Below are 15,334 nucleotides of genomic sequence, written 5' to 3' on the forward strand. Positions count from 1 at the left end.
CCGGTTCGTCGGGCACTTCGACCGCAAGGTCCACCTGGTCGTCGACCGGCACTCGGCCCACCGCTCGAAGGCCGTCCGGGCCTGGCTCGCCGACCACGCCAGCGAGATCGAGCTGCACTTCCTGCCGTCGTACTCACCCGAGCTGAACCCCGACGAGCTGGTCAACGCCGACCTCAAGCGCAGCCTGCCGCACACCCATCGGGCCAGGAACCAGGCCGAACTCGCCGCCGAAACCCGCCGGTTCTTCCACCGCCGACAACGCCAACCCCACATCGTGCGCGGACACTTCGGCAGCCAGCATGTCCGCTACATCCTCGACGAGTGAAATCCATGAGTTTCTGACCAATAGGCGGCGGCAACACAGAAACAGGAGGCTGGCTTGGGGTCGCTACTGCTGCAGGCACAAGGTGGCGAGGAAAGGAGCGGTGGCACGGATCACCAGGGTCGTTCCAATGGCCAAACCGTCGACCTTGAGCCGATACGCCCTGTCCGGTCGATCTTGTCGGATCGGCGCGTGGTGTCGGGCGCCCGGCTTACGCGTCAGGAGCCGTGTTCGGCGAGGTGATCGTCAGCCGTGAGGTGTGACGCTCGCGGGGCGAAGGCTGCAGACAGGATCCGGGTGACCAGGGCGAGGTCGTTGCCGCCGCCGGTGGTGGGGTTGAAGGAGTACACCAGGCGGCGGCGCAGGTCGCGGGTGGTGAACATGCCGTTGGTGTAGCCGAAGGTGGTGCCGGTCTTGCCCCACACCGTCACGCCGTTGGGCAGGGTCGCGCGCATCAGGCCGGCGGAGTAGTAGGCGTTGCCCTGTCCCGGGTCGTCGGTTGTGTCGTCGAGGTAGGGGACGTGGGGGACGTCGAACAGTTCCGCCTGCTCGGTCGGGGGCAGCAGTCGTCCCCGGAAGAGTGCGGTCAGGAAGCGGTCGAGGTCGGCGGTGGTGGAGATCATGCCTCCGGCGCCGGGGTTCTGTTCGGTGATGTCGACCAGTTGCGATCCGCCGTCCGGCCGGGGTACGGCGATGTAGCCGTGGGAGTGGGGGCCGGGGATCGTGGTGTCGGTCTGCGGGGCGGTGGTGTCGCGCAGGTGCAGCGGTTGCAGGATCCGGGTGGTGATCTCCTGCTGGTAGGTGTGTCCGGTGAGGTGCTCGACGAGCATGGCGGCGACGTAGTAGCCGGTGGCCCCGTAGACCTGCATGCGGCCGGGTTCGGCGAAGGGGCGTTCGTGTCGGACGGCCTTGGCGACGAGTTCGGGGAGCGGGTGGTTGTCGAAGCGGTGCTCGACGATGCCGTCCGGGGTGGTCGGCAGGTCGTCCGGGGTCAGTTCGGGAAGGCTGCTGGTGAAGTTGAGCAGGGTGCGGACGGGGATCGGCGGATAGCTGTCGGGCAGGACGTCCGGCAGGTACCGCTGGACGGGCAGGTCGAGGTCGACGCGGTCCTCGGCGGCCAGTTGCAGCATCACGGTGGCGATAAAGGTCTTGGTGACGCTGCCGAGACGGAACCGGCCGTCCACCGGCACCGGCGCGCCGGTCATGATGTCGGCGGTGCCGTACGTCCCGGTCCAGTGGCCGTCCGGCCCGCTCACGCGTGCCAGCACGCCCGTGACGCGGTCGGGCGCGCTCGACAGGGCATGCCGCAACGCCTGCGGATCCAGCTCCGGCAATCGGTTGCCGGTGGTGTCGGCCGCGGCGGAAGGCCGCGCGGCGGGCGCCGCGACCGCCGGGACGGCCGTGCCCAGCGCCACCGCGCCGAGCACCACGCAGGCGAGCGCCGCCATCGGCACCCGCCTGCGTCGGCCGGCTGTCGTCGCGGTCCCGACGTTGGAGGAAGGAGGCTTGAAAGTCATGCCCACGACCGTGCCGCACGGCCGTGGTGCGACGAATCAGGGACCGCCCCCGACAGCACCCTGATGGATCCCTGATTCCGTCTCAGCTTCCGGGGCTGGCTGGAGTACCAGTCCGTCCGCATGACTTCTACGTGTGCCTGCACGCGTATGGCGACGAACTGTTCGAGCTGACGGACGCCCTGCTGTGTGCGGACGGGCCGGTGAGGACGCCGGTGGATCTGACACTGCTGGCCGAGCATCGCCGAGGGCACGGCGCGTTGTACGCGGCGTTGAACGAAGGCCGTGTCGACACCGGCCGGCTGCGGCGGACGCTTGCCGCACTGCCACAACCGACGGCGGCCGACGACCATCTGGTCCTGGCCGTGGACGTGACCAACTGGCTACGGCCCGACGCCGAGTGCAGCCCGGACTGCCTGTTCTGCCACACCTACGGCCGCGGGCGGGACCAGCACCTGATGATCCCCGGCTGGCCGTACTCGTTCGTCGCCGCCCTCGAATCAGGCCGCACCTCCTGGTGCCAGCTACTCGAAGCCGTCCGGCTCGGACCCGAGGACGACGCCGCCGAGGTCACCGCCGTCCAGGTCCGCCGCGTGGTCGAAGACCTCATCGCCGGCGCTCGGTGGCGCGAGGGCGATCCGGACATCCTCGTCGTCTTCGACGCCGACTACGACGCCCCGCGCATGGCTCACCTTCTCGACGGGCTGCCCGTCGAGATCCTGGGCCGGATGCGCTCGGACCGCGTCATGCGCCGGCCAACACCCACGCAGCTGGAGTACGCCAACGCCTGTCCCCGAGGCGGGCGGCCGCCGAAGCACGGCAAGGAGTTCCGCTTTGCCAAGCCCGAGACCTGGGGCGAACCCGACGCGGCGACAGTCCAGGTCACCGACCGCTACGGCACCGCACAAGCGATGGTCTGGGACCGTCTCCACCCGAGGCTCACCACCCGCTCCGCCTGGATCAACCACGACCGCGAACCGCCCATCGTCAAGGGAACGCTGATCCGCCTGCGGGTCGACCGCCTGCCCGACGGTGGTGACCCGCTGCCGATCTGGTTGCAGCAGTGCCACCGATAAGTCACCGAGCCCTCAAGTCAGCCCAATTCTCGCACCACCACCACGAAGACTTCATCAGCGCGACCGGCAACATCGGGACCGGTGTCCTGTTACCCAGAAATCCCAGGTCGCGCTGCCGGACGGCATAGCCGGAGTCTTCCTGCGTCCACCAGGCCGGCACGCTCTGTTCGACGGGTCTGTAGTGTGCGGCAATGACAAGAAGCGAGCGGATCGCGGAGCAGTTGGACTGGTACTGGCGCAAGAACCTGCGGCCACGGCTGGACGGTCTTACCGACGAGGAGTACTTCTGGGAGCCGGTGCGCGGCTGCTGGAGCATCCGCCCACGTGGCACGTCGGCCGCACCGATGTCGGCGGGTTCAGGGGAGTGGACGATGGACTTCGCGTCCCCTGCCCCGGAGCCGGCGCCGGTGACCACGATTGCCTGGCGGCTGGCGCACATCATCGTCTCGTGCCTGGCCTATCGGGTCGAGTGGTACTTCGACGGCCAGGACTTCGACGCCGAGGCGTTCACCGGCCTCGGGGAACATCGGTACAGCGGTTATCGGTGAGAACGATCATGGTCAGGGCGTGAGGGCACTGACCCGGTTCTCGTACTCGCGGCGGGCCTTGCGCTGAGCCGGGGCTGTGGGGACGCCTTGGCCGCCGTCGAGCGGCTGGCAGCGGGCCAGGAGCTGGCGGTGTACGGCGGGGACGGCGCTGACGCGCAGGGTGTAGCCCTGGCCGCGCCGTACGGTCACCCCCTGGTCGAGCGCAGCCCGCTCGGCGGGCTCCAGCTCGGTGGTACGGAGGTAGTCGGCGACCTTGCCCGGCATGTCGAGCGCGACCGGCAGCTCCGGGGCGGGCGCGGCCTCCTCGCTGGCGGTGTGCTCGGGCAGGAGGTCGGCGACGGCGGTCCGGATCGCGCCGCGGCTGACCCTGTGGTCGCGGGCGAGTGCGGCGATGGAGCGGCCTTCGAGGTACGCGGTGCGCACGTCGGCGGCCGTCGCGCCCGCGACGGCGGGGCGGCGCCCGCCCTTGTTGCCCTTGGCCTCGGCGGCGCGCAGTCCGTCGTAGGTCAGCTCGCGCTGGAGGTCGCGCTGGAGTTCGCCGGCGGCGGCGAGGGTCTGCACCATGAACTTCACGGTGGAAAGCAGCTCGCCGGTGCGCGGGTGTCGGGCGGTGAGGTCCATGGCGGAGAACGCTCCGTCGTGGATGCGCAGCGCGAGACGGTCACGGTGCAGGACGTCGAGCACGTCGAGGATGTGCTGGTTGCCGCGCACGAGGCGGAACATCTCGGAGATGTGCATGGTGTCGCCCGGCCGCGCGTACGTCAGCAGCTCGCCGAACTTCGGACGCTGGAGCGGGTGGAGGCGGCTGGAGGTGCCCGGGTCCTCCTCGAAGACGACGGGGTCCTCGATCCCGGCCTCGGCCAGGACGAGGTCCTGCCGGGCGGTGGACTGCTGGTCGGTCGAGACCCGCTTGTAGACCAGGTTCGCCACCGAGGGGCCCCTTCCGTACGGAGGATCGGACCCTATCTGTCGTCAAACCCTGTCAGCAATCACCATCGGATCTGATTGGATTCGCACTGCCGCGGACCCCCGGATTGCACGGGTTCATTGGACGCCCCGCCCTCCTGTCGGCAAACGATCGTTTGCCGACAGGCAGGGGTGGTCAGGCCCTCGGCGCCCGCCGCCTCTCCAGGGCTTGCAATCGGTACCTGGGTACAGGTTTACCGTCGGAGGTGTCCCCACCGGGGACGTGACGACGGGAGTGAGCGATGAGCGATCTGGCGTGGGTGCCGCAGTCCTGCACGCTGCCCACCGAGGAACGGCCCCTGCGGGTCGCCGAGTGGGACGGGCTGTTCGCCGAGCGGCTGACCGCGGTGTCGCGGCCCGGCCCGCTGCGGCTGCACCTGGACCTGGCCGGCGGGGCCGGTGTCGAGGAGCGGGTGCGGGATCTGGCGGGGCGGGAGGGCGGCTGCTGCTCGTTCTTCACCTTCACCGTCACCCCGGGCGAGGACCTGATCGGTCTGGACATCGCGGTGGACCAGGAGCACGCCGCGGTCCTGGACGCCCTGGCGGCCCGGACCACCACCGCCGGTGGCCGGCGGTGAGCGCGGGGCTGCGCAGCGGGCAGGTCGCCGAGGCGGCCGGGGTGAACATCCAGACCCTGCGCTACTACGAGCGGCGCGGGCTGCTGGCCGAGCCGGAGCGCAGCAACGGCGGCCACCGCCTGTACGGCGAGGACGCGGTGACCGCGCTGCGGGTGATCAAGGCGGCGCAGCGGCTCGGGTTCACGCTGGAGGAGGTGGCCGAGCTGCTGGAGGCGGGCCGTCACCGGCACGGCCGGCCCGTCGCCGGTCTCCAGGAGCGGGCCGCGGCGAAGCTCGCCGAGGTCGACGCGAAGATCGCCGACCTCACCACCATCCGCAGCGCGCTCGCCGCGGCCGTCGAAGCCGGGTGCGACGACCTGACCGTCTGCGCTGGAAGCTCCTGCTGCCCCATCCCGTTCACCGACCTCGCCGAGGAGAACCGCCATGCCGGACCCTGCTGCTGACCCGCGCCCCCACCGCGCCTCGAAAGCCCTGGGCGGCCTGGCCGCGCTGGCCTGCGTGGCGTGCTGCGCGCTTCCGGTCCTGATCACGGCCGGGGTCCTCGGTGCGGGGGCCGGGGCGGTGGTGGGCTGGCTGCCGGCCATCGCGGTCGTCCTGGCAGTGCTCGCCGCCGGGGCCTGGTGGCTCGGACAGCGCCGCGGTTCCTGTTCCTGCGGGCCGAAGGCCGCAGGCGGGGACGGGTGCGGCTGCAAGGCGTCGGGCGAGCCGTTGAAGATCGGGGGCCGGGGCGGGAGGGCTTGACCTTCGAGTCGGGTGGAAGGTTTACGGTCGGGGGATGAGCACGATGCGGATCTCCCAGCTCGCGGCACGCAGCGGTGTCCCGGCGACCACCCTGCGGTTCTACGAGACCGCTGGTCTGCTGCCCGCAGAGCGGACCCCGGCCGGCTACCGCCTGTATGGGCAGGACGCGGTCGACCGCCTCGCGTTCATCTCAGCGGCCAAGCACCTGGGCCTGCCGCTGGAGGAGATCGCCGAGCTGCTCGGGGTGTGGCAGGCGCGGGCCTGCCAAGAGGTGAAGGCCGATCTGCGGGAGCGGGTCGTGGCCCGGATCGAGGAGGCCGAGCGGCGGACGGCGGAGCTGGCCGCGTTCACCGCTTCCCTCCACCAGGCCGTGGAGCACCTGGACGAGCTGCCCGACCGGGAGGACCGCTGTGACCCGCAGTGCGCCTTCCTCAGCCGCGTTCCCGCCGAGCCTCCGGCCTGACCGGCATCCCGTCCCCGCCCCCCAGTCCGGGCCCCGTGGGCCCGGCCCTTCCCTCTCTCACCATGTCCCTGAGCAAGGAGCACGTCCGTTGTCACAGTCATCCGGCCTGGTCGAAGCCATGGAGCGCCATCAGGTCGCCGTCTACATCGGTGCCCTGGCGGCCGGCGGCCTGGTCGGCTGGGCGGCCCCCGGCGCAGGTCCCGGCCTGGAGCACGCCATCAACCCGGTGCTCGCCGTCCTGCTCTACGTCACCTTCCTCCAGGTACCCGCGGCCGACCTGCTCCGCTCGCTGCGCGCGGGCCGGTTCCTGACCGCCACGCTGGTGGTCAACTTCGTCGTCGTGCCGCTGGTCGTGGCCGGTATGTTCCCGTTCCTGCCCGCCGACCAGGCCGTCCGCCTCGGTGTGCTGCTGGTCCTGCTGGCCCCGTGCGTCGACTACGTCATCGTCTTCTCCGGCCTCGCCGGAGGCAGCAGCCAGCGCCTCCTGGCCGCGACCCCGCTGCTCCTGCTGGCCCAGATGATCCTGCTGCCCGTCTTCCTGCTGCTGTTCATGGGCTCGGGCCTGGCCGACATCGTGGAGGCGGGGCCGTTCCTCGAAGCGTTCCTGATCCTGATCGTCATCCCCCTCGCCCTGGCCTGGCTCACCCAGGCGTGGGCCGCCCGCCGGACGGCCGGGCGGAAGTTCTCCGACGCGATGGGCACCACCATGGTCCCGCTGATGGCCGCCACCCTGATGACCGTCGTTGCCTCCCAGGTCCCCAAGCTCGGCGACAGCCTCTCCGACGTGGCCAAGGTGGTGCCCTTCTACGTCCTGTTCCTGCTCGTGATGGCCTTCGCCGGGCTCGGCGTCGCCCGACTCTTCCGCCTTACCGCCCCCGACGGGCGGGCCATCGTGTTCACCGGCGCCACCCGCAACTCCCTCGTCGTCCTCCCCCTCGCACTGGCCCTGCCCGACGCCCTGGCCGTCGCCGCGGTCGTCGTAGTCACCCAGACCCTCGTCGAAGTGATCGGCATGATCGTGTACGTCCGGGCGGTTCCCCGCCTGCTTCCGCTTCCCAGTGCCGGCTCCCGCGCGGGCCAGGAGTAGAACGACGACACCGCTCATTCCTGCTCGGCGCCGTCGTCGTCCTCGTCCAGCTCGGGCGTGTCCGGGTCGCGCAGCGGGCGCAGGGCGCCGGCGGCCGGGGTCGAGGCGGTGAAGCTGTAGCGGCCGAGCAGGTTCAGGTTGCGGTGCTTGAGCGGGGAGAGCCGGGCGATGTCCTCGCCCGGGATTTCGTGGCCCTCGGCGCGGAGCTGGGCGACGGCGGCGTCGATGTACTTCGTGGTCCAGAGCACGATGGCGTTGAGGACCAGGCCGAGCGCGCCGAGCTGGTCTTATCCGAACTAGCCCAGCACAGCGGTAAGTACGCCTTCGCCCGACGACCACCACGGAAAGTAGTTGTGGAGAAGTTGGGCGGGTCGGCTCCCTCGGGCGTGTCGCGGACGCCCTCTGCCAGTGAAGGTTGATGATTGGCAGATTCGTGCCATCCAAATTTGAGTAGCACGGAACGGTGGCGGGCCAGGGCGGCAGCAGGGAACTCACGGACGCTGCCTAACAGATTTCACGATGGCGGGGGCTGGCGCGCTTCTCCTTCGCGTGCCCTTTGCGCAGCCCTCTCGCGATCCTCCCGCTGCCACGCTTCGACCTCTTCTTGTCGACGCCTCACCCAGTCTGCGAATTGCGTCTGTGCCGAGAGGACGAACTGGGACGGCTCAGGCAGCTCATCGCCTCGCTGATGGGCAAATACGACTTCGAGCGCATCCTTGGCCATCTCGCTAACCCACTGGATCTCCTGCCAGTGGGGAGCGGCCCGATACTCCGAAGCAAGATCCAAAGGCAGGGCAAGCCTTGTGCGCACTGTTCGATCAGGGATACGAGCTGCTGCGAGGCGGATCGCTCTCAAGTGGTCGGCAGCACCTCTCACCCAGTGCCGTCGATCCTCCCCAGGTGCGTCCGTGAAAGTAATCGATCTGAGGTACTGGTCGAGACGAATGAGCTCTGTTGCGGTTGCGTCCGTGGATGCCATGCGCAGTTCCGCGAGACGGGTCTCACGAGCCTCAGTCCTCTGATGTCTGAGGGTCAATCCAGTAGCGACCAGTGATGCGCCGCCACCGATGATCGCTCCGAACGTGGCCCCCACTAGGCCGATCAACCCCGCTGATACCTCTGCTTCCACGACGATCATCTTGCCGGGCCGAGTTGATCGATGCGGGCAGTTTCATCAACTTCGCTAGCGCACACCGTGATCACATGCCATGCCTCACTCAGGGGAGAGCCTGCCGGCGGCGGTGCGGAAGTCGGGCATGCCGAGGTGGACGGTGGTGTGCCGGGCCGCGAGGTCGCGCATGGCGGCGAGCTTTTGCTCGGCGGCGGCGAGGCTGGCCTCGATCGCGGCGACCTCGCCGAGCCATCCCTGTTCCTTGGCCTCCTGGAGCCGGTCGAGCAGGTTTGCGTGGATCTCCTCCAAGCGGGGCATTTGCTCGGGATCGGGCCGCAGGACGGGGCAGCGGATGCAGGCGTGTTCATGGACGCAGGGGGTGCCGAAGTCGCGTGCGCAGACGCCGAGGGCGACCTTCCGCAGCTCGAAGTGGGCGAGGAAGTCCTGCCATTCCTGCGCGGTGGGTTCGCGGTACTCCTCCCCGGGTCGCAGTGACCGGCGGCGGGCGATGAAGGACCGGTGGTGGTTGATGACGTCCTCGGGATAGATCGCGGCATAGCCGAGAGTCGTGTTGACCATCCGGTGGCCGCAGATGCGGGCGGCGATGTGCGGGGGCAGGCCGGAGCGGAGGGCGTCGGTCACGAAGATTCTCCGGAAGTCGTGCGGCGTGTATCGCAGTTGCTCATCGCCCGGCCCGGTCAGCCCGCTGGCGGCGAGGGCGTCGTTGAGGCAGGTATAGATGTAGTTGCGCGGGATCGCCCGGTCTTCTGGGCCGCAGCGGCGCTGGAAGAGGAACGGCATCGGTGCACTCCAGAGCCGTTCCAGACTGTCGTAGGCGGCGATTAGGGGCATGGCCTGCTGCCCGCGCCGGACGCGATGGATGATCGCAGTGAGCACCTCCCCGAGCTCGGGTGAGACCAGCAGCAGTCGCTCCTGGTCGAGCTTGGACGGGGCGACCTGGAGCATGGGCACGATCTCGCCGGTGGTGGGCAGCTGGTAGGCGACGAAGCTGTGGTGGGTGAGTTCGAGTGCTTCCTCGATGCGCATGCCGGTGTGGCGAAGGACTTCGACGATGGCCCAGGCCCAGAAGGCGCGTTCCTCTTCCACGGTCAGGTCCCGGCGCCGGCCGGTGGCGGGGTCGTCGGCGTAGACGCGGGAGGACGCTCCGGCGCGGCGGAGGAGGCTCTCGCCCGCCGGAGTGGTGAACGGAGCTCCGGCCGGGGTCTCCCGCCCGTTGGCGAGACAGGTCTGGGCGTCCTTGAGTTGGCGCTCGACGGCTTTGACCAGGGCCGGGAGTGCGGGCAGCAGGGTGCGGGTGCGCTGGTCCATGGCTGCCTTGCGGCGGGCGAGGTTCTTGCTGTGGTCGGTGTCGCTGTCGCGGACCGGGCAGGGTGCCACCCACGGGCCCCAGCGCGTCGGTTCGTCGGCGGCCCAGCGGGCGAGATCTTGGTAGAACGTGCGGACCCAGCTGAACACGGTGTGCGCGTTGACTCGCGGCCGGATGGGGGTGCCGTGCCGGTCACGGACCATGCGGACGCGCTCCCGCCAGGCGGTGACGATGTCTGCGTCCAGCCGCAGCGAGTCGATGCCCGGGTGGTGTTCTTCCAGGTCGCGCCAGAACAGTCCTGCCAGGGTGCGGGCCATGTCTTCCAGCGTGGTGTAGTCGACGTCCACCGCGCGCTCGGTGAGGTAGTCGACCAGGAGGTCGCGTATCGCGGTGCAGGTGATGCCCTGCCGGTCGACCAGGGCTGCCGGGGTCAGCTGCCCCGGCAGCATCACCGTCTTCAGCCGTGCCGGGGCGTCGGGGCCGAAGACGCCGAGGCCCGCGAGGAGCGCGTAGAAGAGGTGCTTGCCGTGGTAGCCGTTGGTCTGGTGCTCGCCGATGGCGTGCTGCAGCTCGACGCAGTCGCCGATGGTGACGTCGTGGACGGTGCCGCCCTTGCGGGTGACGATCCAGGTGACGCGGTTGAGTGCGTTGTTGCAGTCGTTGGCTCCCGCGTGGCCGGTGGCCGTGTACTGGTCCTTGAGCGCCGCGAAGCCGTCGGGATCGGTGACGCTGCGGATGTGTGCCAGCAGTTGCGAAGGGCGCTGCCGCAGTAGCCACCGGTAGGCGGGGCGCACGACTTGGCCACCCAGCAGCGGGATCATGCCGCAGCACAGATCGGCGCGGTCGTACTTGCGTGCCCGCTGGTGCTCGGCGAGCCACTGCATCGGCAGCCGCGTCCACTCCCGGCCTGCGTCCTCGGCTCCGCTGGCCATCCAACGCTCCTGCCAGGTGCGGCCGGGCTGGTCCTCCAGCCAGTCCAGCAGCTTGATCAGACCGCGGTGCCGTGTGCGCAGGTTGGCGTCGCTGTCTGCGGTGAACGGCAGCGCGAGTGTGCGCTCCAGCACTTGTTCGCGCGGTTCCTCCGTCTGCCACCAGGTCGCCGGCGCTTCGCGCTTCTCCTGGCCGGGAGGCAAGGGGGCGTGACGGACGGGGGCGGAGGGCCGGGCAGTCATGGTCGCGGTGGTCATCCCGGGCCTCCACCGAGGGCCGCCGTGCCGAGCAGCGTATGGAGAACCTCGGAGCGGTAGCCGGGAGCGGGCATCACCGGTTTGACGGGCTCCGCAGCCTGCCGGGCGTGGTGGGCCAGCACGTGCGCGACGACCTCGTCCTCAGCGGGTTCGAGGTACTGCTCAGTGGTGCTGATGTGGAGATGGCCAAGGACCCACTGGACATCTGTGAGCGAGAGCTTGGGGTCGCGCACCATGCGTTTGGCCGCGCTGTGCCGCAGGTCATGCAGGGTCCAGTTCGCTCCCAAGGTCTCGTTGGCCCGGGTGAACACCATGCGTGCGGCGTCGTAGCTCAACGGCCTGATCGGGCGTCGGAGCGTCCACCACAGCGGTTCCTCCGGCCCGTCGAGGGCCTGCGGGCGGATCTGCTGCTGGTAGAGGCGCAGCCATACGAACGCGTCGCTGGAGGCGGGGATCCATTGCAGGGCCCGCGATCCCTTGCGGATGACGCCGATCGTCTGGTCACCGGGGCTGACCCGGTCCCGGCTGACGCCGAGAAGTTCCGAGGCGCGCGGGCCAGCCGAGATGTAGAAGGCGACCAGCGCGCGGTCGCGGTGCGAGGGCAGGGCCGCGAACAGTTCGTTGAATGCCTGGTCGGGGATGCCGCGCGGGGTTCGCCGGGGTTCCTTCGGCTGGTAGGGGGCCCGGCGGACAGGGTGCTTGAAGGCGTGCATCGGGTTGTGGTGGGCGTTGAGGTGCTCGTCCTCGGCGCGCTTGGTCTTCGGGAACGGGTTGAGCAGTGGCCGTCCGTGCATGTCACGGTGGTACTCGTAGAAGCTGCGGACGACTGCCCGCGCGTGCCTCCGGGTGCGTGCCGCGTAGTTCTCGCCCGCGTACCGCTTGCCGGTCACCGGGTTGACCGACCCAGGCGCCGGGGCGTCCGGCCGCCGGGGACGCGGCGGCTTCTTGACCATCTTCAGCCACAGTGCGAAGTCTCGTGCCTCCGCCCGGCCGGCCCGGTCCCACGGTACGTCGACAGCCCACAGGAACCGGAACCAGGCCAGCAGCTCGTACGCGTACGAGCGGAGCGAGGCCGAGCTGTCGTCGTCGGCGAGCATGTCGAGCAGGAACTCGCTGACTGCCTCCACCTCACTCCCGTCCTGGTCGAGCAGCCGGTACGGCAGCGACGGATCGCCGGTCTCCTCGACCCGGCCGACCCTCGGCACCGTGAGCGCCGTGACATCCCGTAACCGCATGCCCTCTTGCACCTGAGCCTCCACGCGCTGCTGTGGTCTCCAACAACTCGTGATGACAGCACATCAGGACGGTGGTGTGGCGCGGCTCCCGAGGGGAGCTGACCGGCCTGGTGTTTGGTCCCGTCACCGTGCGTCGATCTCCGGGGGCTCGTCGCCTCACGCCCCGGTAGTTCGGTCAACAGGTCCTCCATGCCGTCGCGGTACGCCTGGTGGATGGTGCCGCGCTTGCCGTGGCACACGTCCCGCGCGAGCTTGTGGCGGGACTCCTGCACGGTGAGCTGCCGGTTCATCTGCCTGCGGTAGGTGTCGTCGACCGGGTCGACCACGCGCAGCAGGTGCTCGGTCTTGGCGATCCGCCCGTACTCGGCGAACGCCGCCCCGAGCGGGGTCGGGCGCCCGTCGCGGCCGAACATCCGCAGCAGGTCGTAGGCGCGGACCTGGTTGGTGACCAGGGAACCGGCGACCTTCAGCATGTCCGGCCAGTGCGTGATCACCTTGTTCAGGTTGACCCGGTTGCGGGCCAGGTCCTCCACCGCGCCGTACGTCCCCGTCTCGACGCCGGGCATCGTGGCCCGCCAGAACCGCTGGTCGTCCAGGTCACGGAAGCGGGGGCTGAAGTTGTAGCCGAGGATCTTGAACAGGCCGAACACCATGTCGGAGTACGAGGCGTTGTCGGTCGCCACCATCTCCGGCTTCACCCCGCCATCGAGGTTCAGCAGCGCATCCAGGATGTGCAGGGAGTCGCGCGGCGTGCCGGGGACGACCATCTGCCCGATGCCCGCGACCTGGTCATTCACGGCGTTGAGCCAGGTGATGCCACGCTTGAACCCGAAGTACTTCGGCGACGGAGCGGCGTTGATGGTGCGCACCGGCACCTGGAAGCGCAGCCCGTCCACGGAGGCGAGCAGCCCGTCACCCCAGTACCGCACGATCGGGATGCCGGCCTGGGCGGCGATCAGCGCGGCGTTCGCGGCGGCGATGGTGTCGGCGCGCAGGTAGTACTGGTCGACGTGCACGAGCCGGGCCCGGGTCAGGGCCTCGTAGCCGGGGTTGACCACCGGGGCCAGGCCGATGTTGCACGCCTCGGAGACCAGCAGCGCGACCACCGAGGTGGGCAGGTCCTTCATCCGGGTGGTGCCGTCGCCGAGGTGGACGAAGGCGTCGAGGAACCCGGTCCAGGCGTTCACCTCGAACAGCAGGTCCGGCAGGTCGATCTTCGGAAGCATTTTCTCGACCCGCTGGCGCAGCCAGGTCAGGGACTTCGGCTCGCCGAGGGCGCCGAGCTTGTCGACGTTCAGCTTCACCCGCCCGTCGTCCTGGACCTCGATGGAGACCTTCGTCGCCGGCCCCGCCTCCTCCAGGCGCGTCGCGAGCTGCTTCCATCCGGCGTCCAGGCCCCGCACCAGCTCCGCCAGGTGTTCGGTGACGGGCATGTCCAGGCTCAGGGCCGCCAGGACGTCCTCCTCGACCGCGTCCCAGTCGGGCCCGTCCAGCAGCCGGGCGCGCGGGTTGGACCAGCGGTGCGACGGGGCGGCGAAGACGTCGCGGTTGTTCAGGGCCCGGTGCAGTTGCTCCAGCACGCACACTACGTAGGCGTCCCGGTCCACCGCGCCCTGCGGCAGATCCGGGTTGGCGTACACCGCCTTGCGCCATGCCGGCGGCACGAGCTTGTCGTCCACCTCGCGCGGCAGCAGCGGCTTGACCCCCACCTTCCGCCGCGCCAACGCAGGCAGCCCGCGCACCCCGGCCAGGACCCGCTTCCCGGCACTCGCCGCGTCCAGCGCCTTCGACTCGCCCAGCAGCGCGAGGAACGGGCGCACCGTGGCGTACCGGTTCGCGAGCGCGGCCCGCATGGCGACCTCGGCCGAGTTCTCGTCCTCGGGCACCAAGGTCACCACGGTCGCCGCCGCGCTCATCACGGCGGCCCGCGGGGCGACCTCCTCCACGGCCGCCCGCAGCGCGGCCACGTCCAGGTCCGTCTCCTGCTCCTCGACCAGCTCCAGCTCCTCGAACAGCACCTTCGCCGCCCGCGCGAGCACCCGCGACGCCTTCTCCAACTGCGGCAGCGTCGACAGCCGCTCCTTCTCCGTCTTGCGCTTCGCCGTGTTCAAGAGCCGGGTGGCCATCAGGACCTGGAACAGGTCCAGGGCCTCGTCGATCGCCTTCGCCTCCAGATGCCGCATCACCGCGGTGAGCATCGCCGTACGCTTCGGCTCCTGCGCCCGCTCCAGCAGCGGCGCCTTCGACCCCAGCGCGTACCGCGCCAGCGCCGCCATCCGGTTCGGCGGGATCTGCGACAGCCTCAACCGACCGAGCCGGTACGCGCCGATCTCGTCCACTCGCTCCAGCGCGCGGGCGAACGCCGTGCCCGTCGTCCGCGTCGGCGGCCGGCGCAGCCGCTCCAGCTTCGAGAACCGCGAGCCCTCCGGCGTCTTCAGCGTCGCCACCAGATCCCCGGGCAGCGCCGGGTCCGCGCGGCGGGCGGCGCCCGCGACCGTGGCGTGCAGCCGCTTCTCCGCGACCGACCGCGCCTCCGACACCTGCCGGGCCAACACGGACACCCCAGGCAGCAGGACCCGGTGACGGCGCAGCCAGCCCACCGCGTGGTCGAACAGCGCCTTCGGCCCCTCGGCGTGTGTCCACGCCCGCCCGTGCAGGAACGTACGGAACCGCCGGCCCCACTCGGCGTCCTCGTAGGGGTGGTAGCCGTAGGCGTCCCGGATCTCCCACGCGTGGTCGTACAGCGTCTGACGCCGCTCCGTGTACCGCTTGACCACCGACGGGTCCTCGACGCCGAGCTGCACGGCCAGGTGCTCGACCACCGGCCACGGCACCGCGAGCGGGTCCTCCAGGAACAGCCCGACATACCGAACCGTGCACATCTGGAGCGCGAACCCAAGCCGGTGATGCTCCGTCCGCCGCAGGGCGATCAGGTCCCGGTCCACGTCGTCCAGGAAGAAGAACCGCTCCAGCTCGGGCCTCGTCGGCTCCTCGGCGAACGTCCCGTACGCCTCGGCCTGCTCATCGCTCAGAGATTCCACCGGCACGAGCCGGACCGTAGCCAGCCCCGGACCAGGCCCGGAGGCGTTTCACCGAACCCCTGCGGCGAAGTGGATCACCGTGCTAGACGGCCATGATCGTTCTCACCGATAACCGTTGTACCGATGTTCCCCGAGGCC

Annotated in this window: 10 protein-coding genes and 4 pseudogenes; 8 read left to right on the forward strand and 6 right to left on the reverse strand. The window is 70.1% G+C overall.

Going from position 1 to position 15,334, the window contains the following annotated elements; genetic code table 11:
• A partial coding sequence (locus ACIQGQ_RS36150; RefSeq protein WP_402404608.1) for a transposase occupies nucleotides 1-325 on the forward strand: 325 nt, incomplete at its 5' end.
• A gap of 215 nt (nucleotides 326-540) precedes the next feature.
• Here the strand turns inward: ACIQGQ_RS36150 and ACIQGQ_RS36155 are convergent.
• Nucleotides 541-1,839: a serine hydrolase domain-containing protein gene (locus tag ACIQGQ_RS36155; protein ID WP_402404611.1), complete on the reverse strand. Its 1,299-nt coding sequence runs from the start codon at nucleotides 1,837-1,839 to the stop codon at nucleotides 541-543.
• Between the two features lie 71 nt (nucleotides 1,840-1,910).
• Here ACIQGQ_RS36155 and ACIQGQ_RS36160 point away from each other — a divergent pair.
• Nucleotides 1,911-2,894: pseudogene (locus ACIQGQ_RS36160) on the forward strand (transposase); the annotation flags it as partial.
• 209 nt (nucleotides 2,895-3,103) lie between these two features.
• Nucleotides 3,104-3,433, forward strand: a pseudogene (locus ACIQGQ_RS36165) (DinB family protein); the annotation flags it as partial.
• A 39-nt stretch (nucleotides 3,434-3,472) separates the two neighbouring features.
• Here the strand turns inward: ACIQGQ_RS36165 and ACIQGQ_RS36170 are convergent.
• Nucleotides 3,473-4,390, reverse strand: a complete 918-nt coding sequence (locus ACIQGQ_RS36170; RefSeq protein ID WP_402404614.1) for a recombinase family protein — start codon at nucleotides 4,388-4,390, stop codon at nucleotides 3,473-3,475.
• Between the two features lie 278 nt (nucleotides 4,391-4,668).
• Here ACIQGQ_RS36170 and ACIQGQ_RS36175 point away from each other — a divergent pair, with 278 nt between their 5' ends.
• The 5 genes from ACIQGQ_RS36175 to ACIQGQ_RS36195 all read left to right on the forward strand — a co-directional run bounded on the left by ACIQGQ_RS36175 (nucleotide 4,669) and on the right by ACIQGQ_RS36195 (nucleotide 7,295).
• Nucleotides 4,669-5,004 (forward strand): hypothetical protein, encoded by a 336-nt coding sequence (locus ACIQGQ_RS36175; RefSeq protein ID WP_402404617.1) that lies wholly within the window; start codon nucleotides 4,669-4,671, stop codon nucleotides 5,002-5,004.
• Nucleotides 5,001-5,447 (forward strand): MerR family transcriptional regulator, encoded by a 447-nt coding sequence (locus ACIQGQ_RS36180; RefSeq protein ID WP_402404620.1) that lies wholly within the window; start codon nucleotides 5,001-5,003, stop codon nucleotides 5,445-5,447. The genes ACIQGQ_RS36175 and ACIQGQ_RS36180 overlap by 4 nt, the downstream gene beginning before the upstream one ends.
• On the forward strand, nucleotides 5,428-5,745 hold the full coding sequence (locus ACIQGQ_RS36185; RefSeq protein WP_402404624.1) for a hypothetical protein: 318 nt from the start codon (nucleotides 5,428-5,430) through the stop codon (nucleotides 5,743-5,745). The genes ACIQGQ_RS36180 and ACIQGQ_RS36185 overlap by 20 nt, the downstream gene beginning before the upstream one ends.
• A gap of 34 nt (nucleotides 5,746-5,779) precedes the next feature.
• The gene (locus ACIQGQ_RS36190) at nucleotides 5,780-6,208 is read left to right on the forward strand and encodes a MerR family transcriptional regulator (RefSeq protein WP_402404627.1); all 429 of its coding nucleotides are present in this window, start codon (nucleotides 5,780-5,782) and stop codon (nucleotides 6,206-6,208) included.
• A gap of 118 nt (nucleotides 6,209-6,326) precedes the next feature.
• On the forward strand, nucleotides 6,327-7,295 hold the full coding sequence (locus tag ACIQGQ_RS36195; RefSeq protein WP_402404690.1) for an arsenic resistance protein: 969 nt from the start codon (nucleotides 6,327-6,329) through the stop codon (nucleotides 7,293-7,295).
• Between the two features lie 14 nt (nucleotides 7,296-7,309).
• Here ACIQGQ_RS36195 and ACIQGQ_RS36200 read toward each other — a convergent pair.
• From ACIQGQ_RS36200 to ACIQGQ_RS36215, 4 genes and pseudogenes are all read right to left on the reverse strand, one after another.
• Nucleotides 7,310-7,582, reverse strand: a pseudogene (locus tag ACIQGQ_RS36200) (Tn3 family transposase); the annotation flags it as partial.
• Between the two features lie 926 nt (nucleotides 7,583-8,508).
• Nucleotides 8,509-10,920 carry a tyrosine-type recombinase/integrase gene (locus ACIQGQ_RS36205; protein WP_402404630.1) on the reverse strand — a complete coding sequence of 804 codons (2,412 nt, stop codon included), beginning with the start codon at nucleotides 10,918-10,920 and terminating at the stop codon, nucleotides 8,509-8,511.
• On the reverse strand, nucleotides 10,917-12,047 hold the full coding sequence (locus ACIQGQ_RS36210) for a tyrosine-type recombinase/integrase (protein ID WP_402404633.1): 1,131 nt from the start codon (nucleotides 12,045-12,047) through the stop codon (nucleotides 10,917-10,919). The genes ACIQGQ_RS36205 and ACIQGQ_RS36210 overlap by 4 nt, the downstream gene beginning before the upstream one ends.
• A gap of 275 nt (nucleotides 12,048-12,322) precedes the next feature.
• Nucleotides 12,323-15,202 (reverse strand): annotated as a pseudogene (locus ACIQGQ_RS36215) (Tn3 family transposase); the annotation flags it as partial.
• Nucleotides 15,203-15,334: the final 132 nt, after the last annotated feature.

It is taken from the genome of Streptomyces sp. NPDC092952 (assembly GCF_044754785.1).
Taxonomy (GTDB): Bacteria; Actinomycetota; Actinomycetes; order Streptomycetales; family Streptomycetaceae; genus Streptomyces.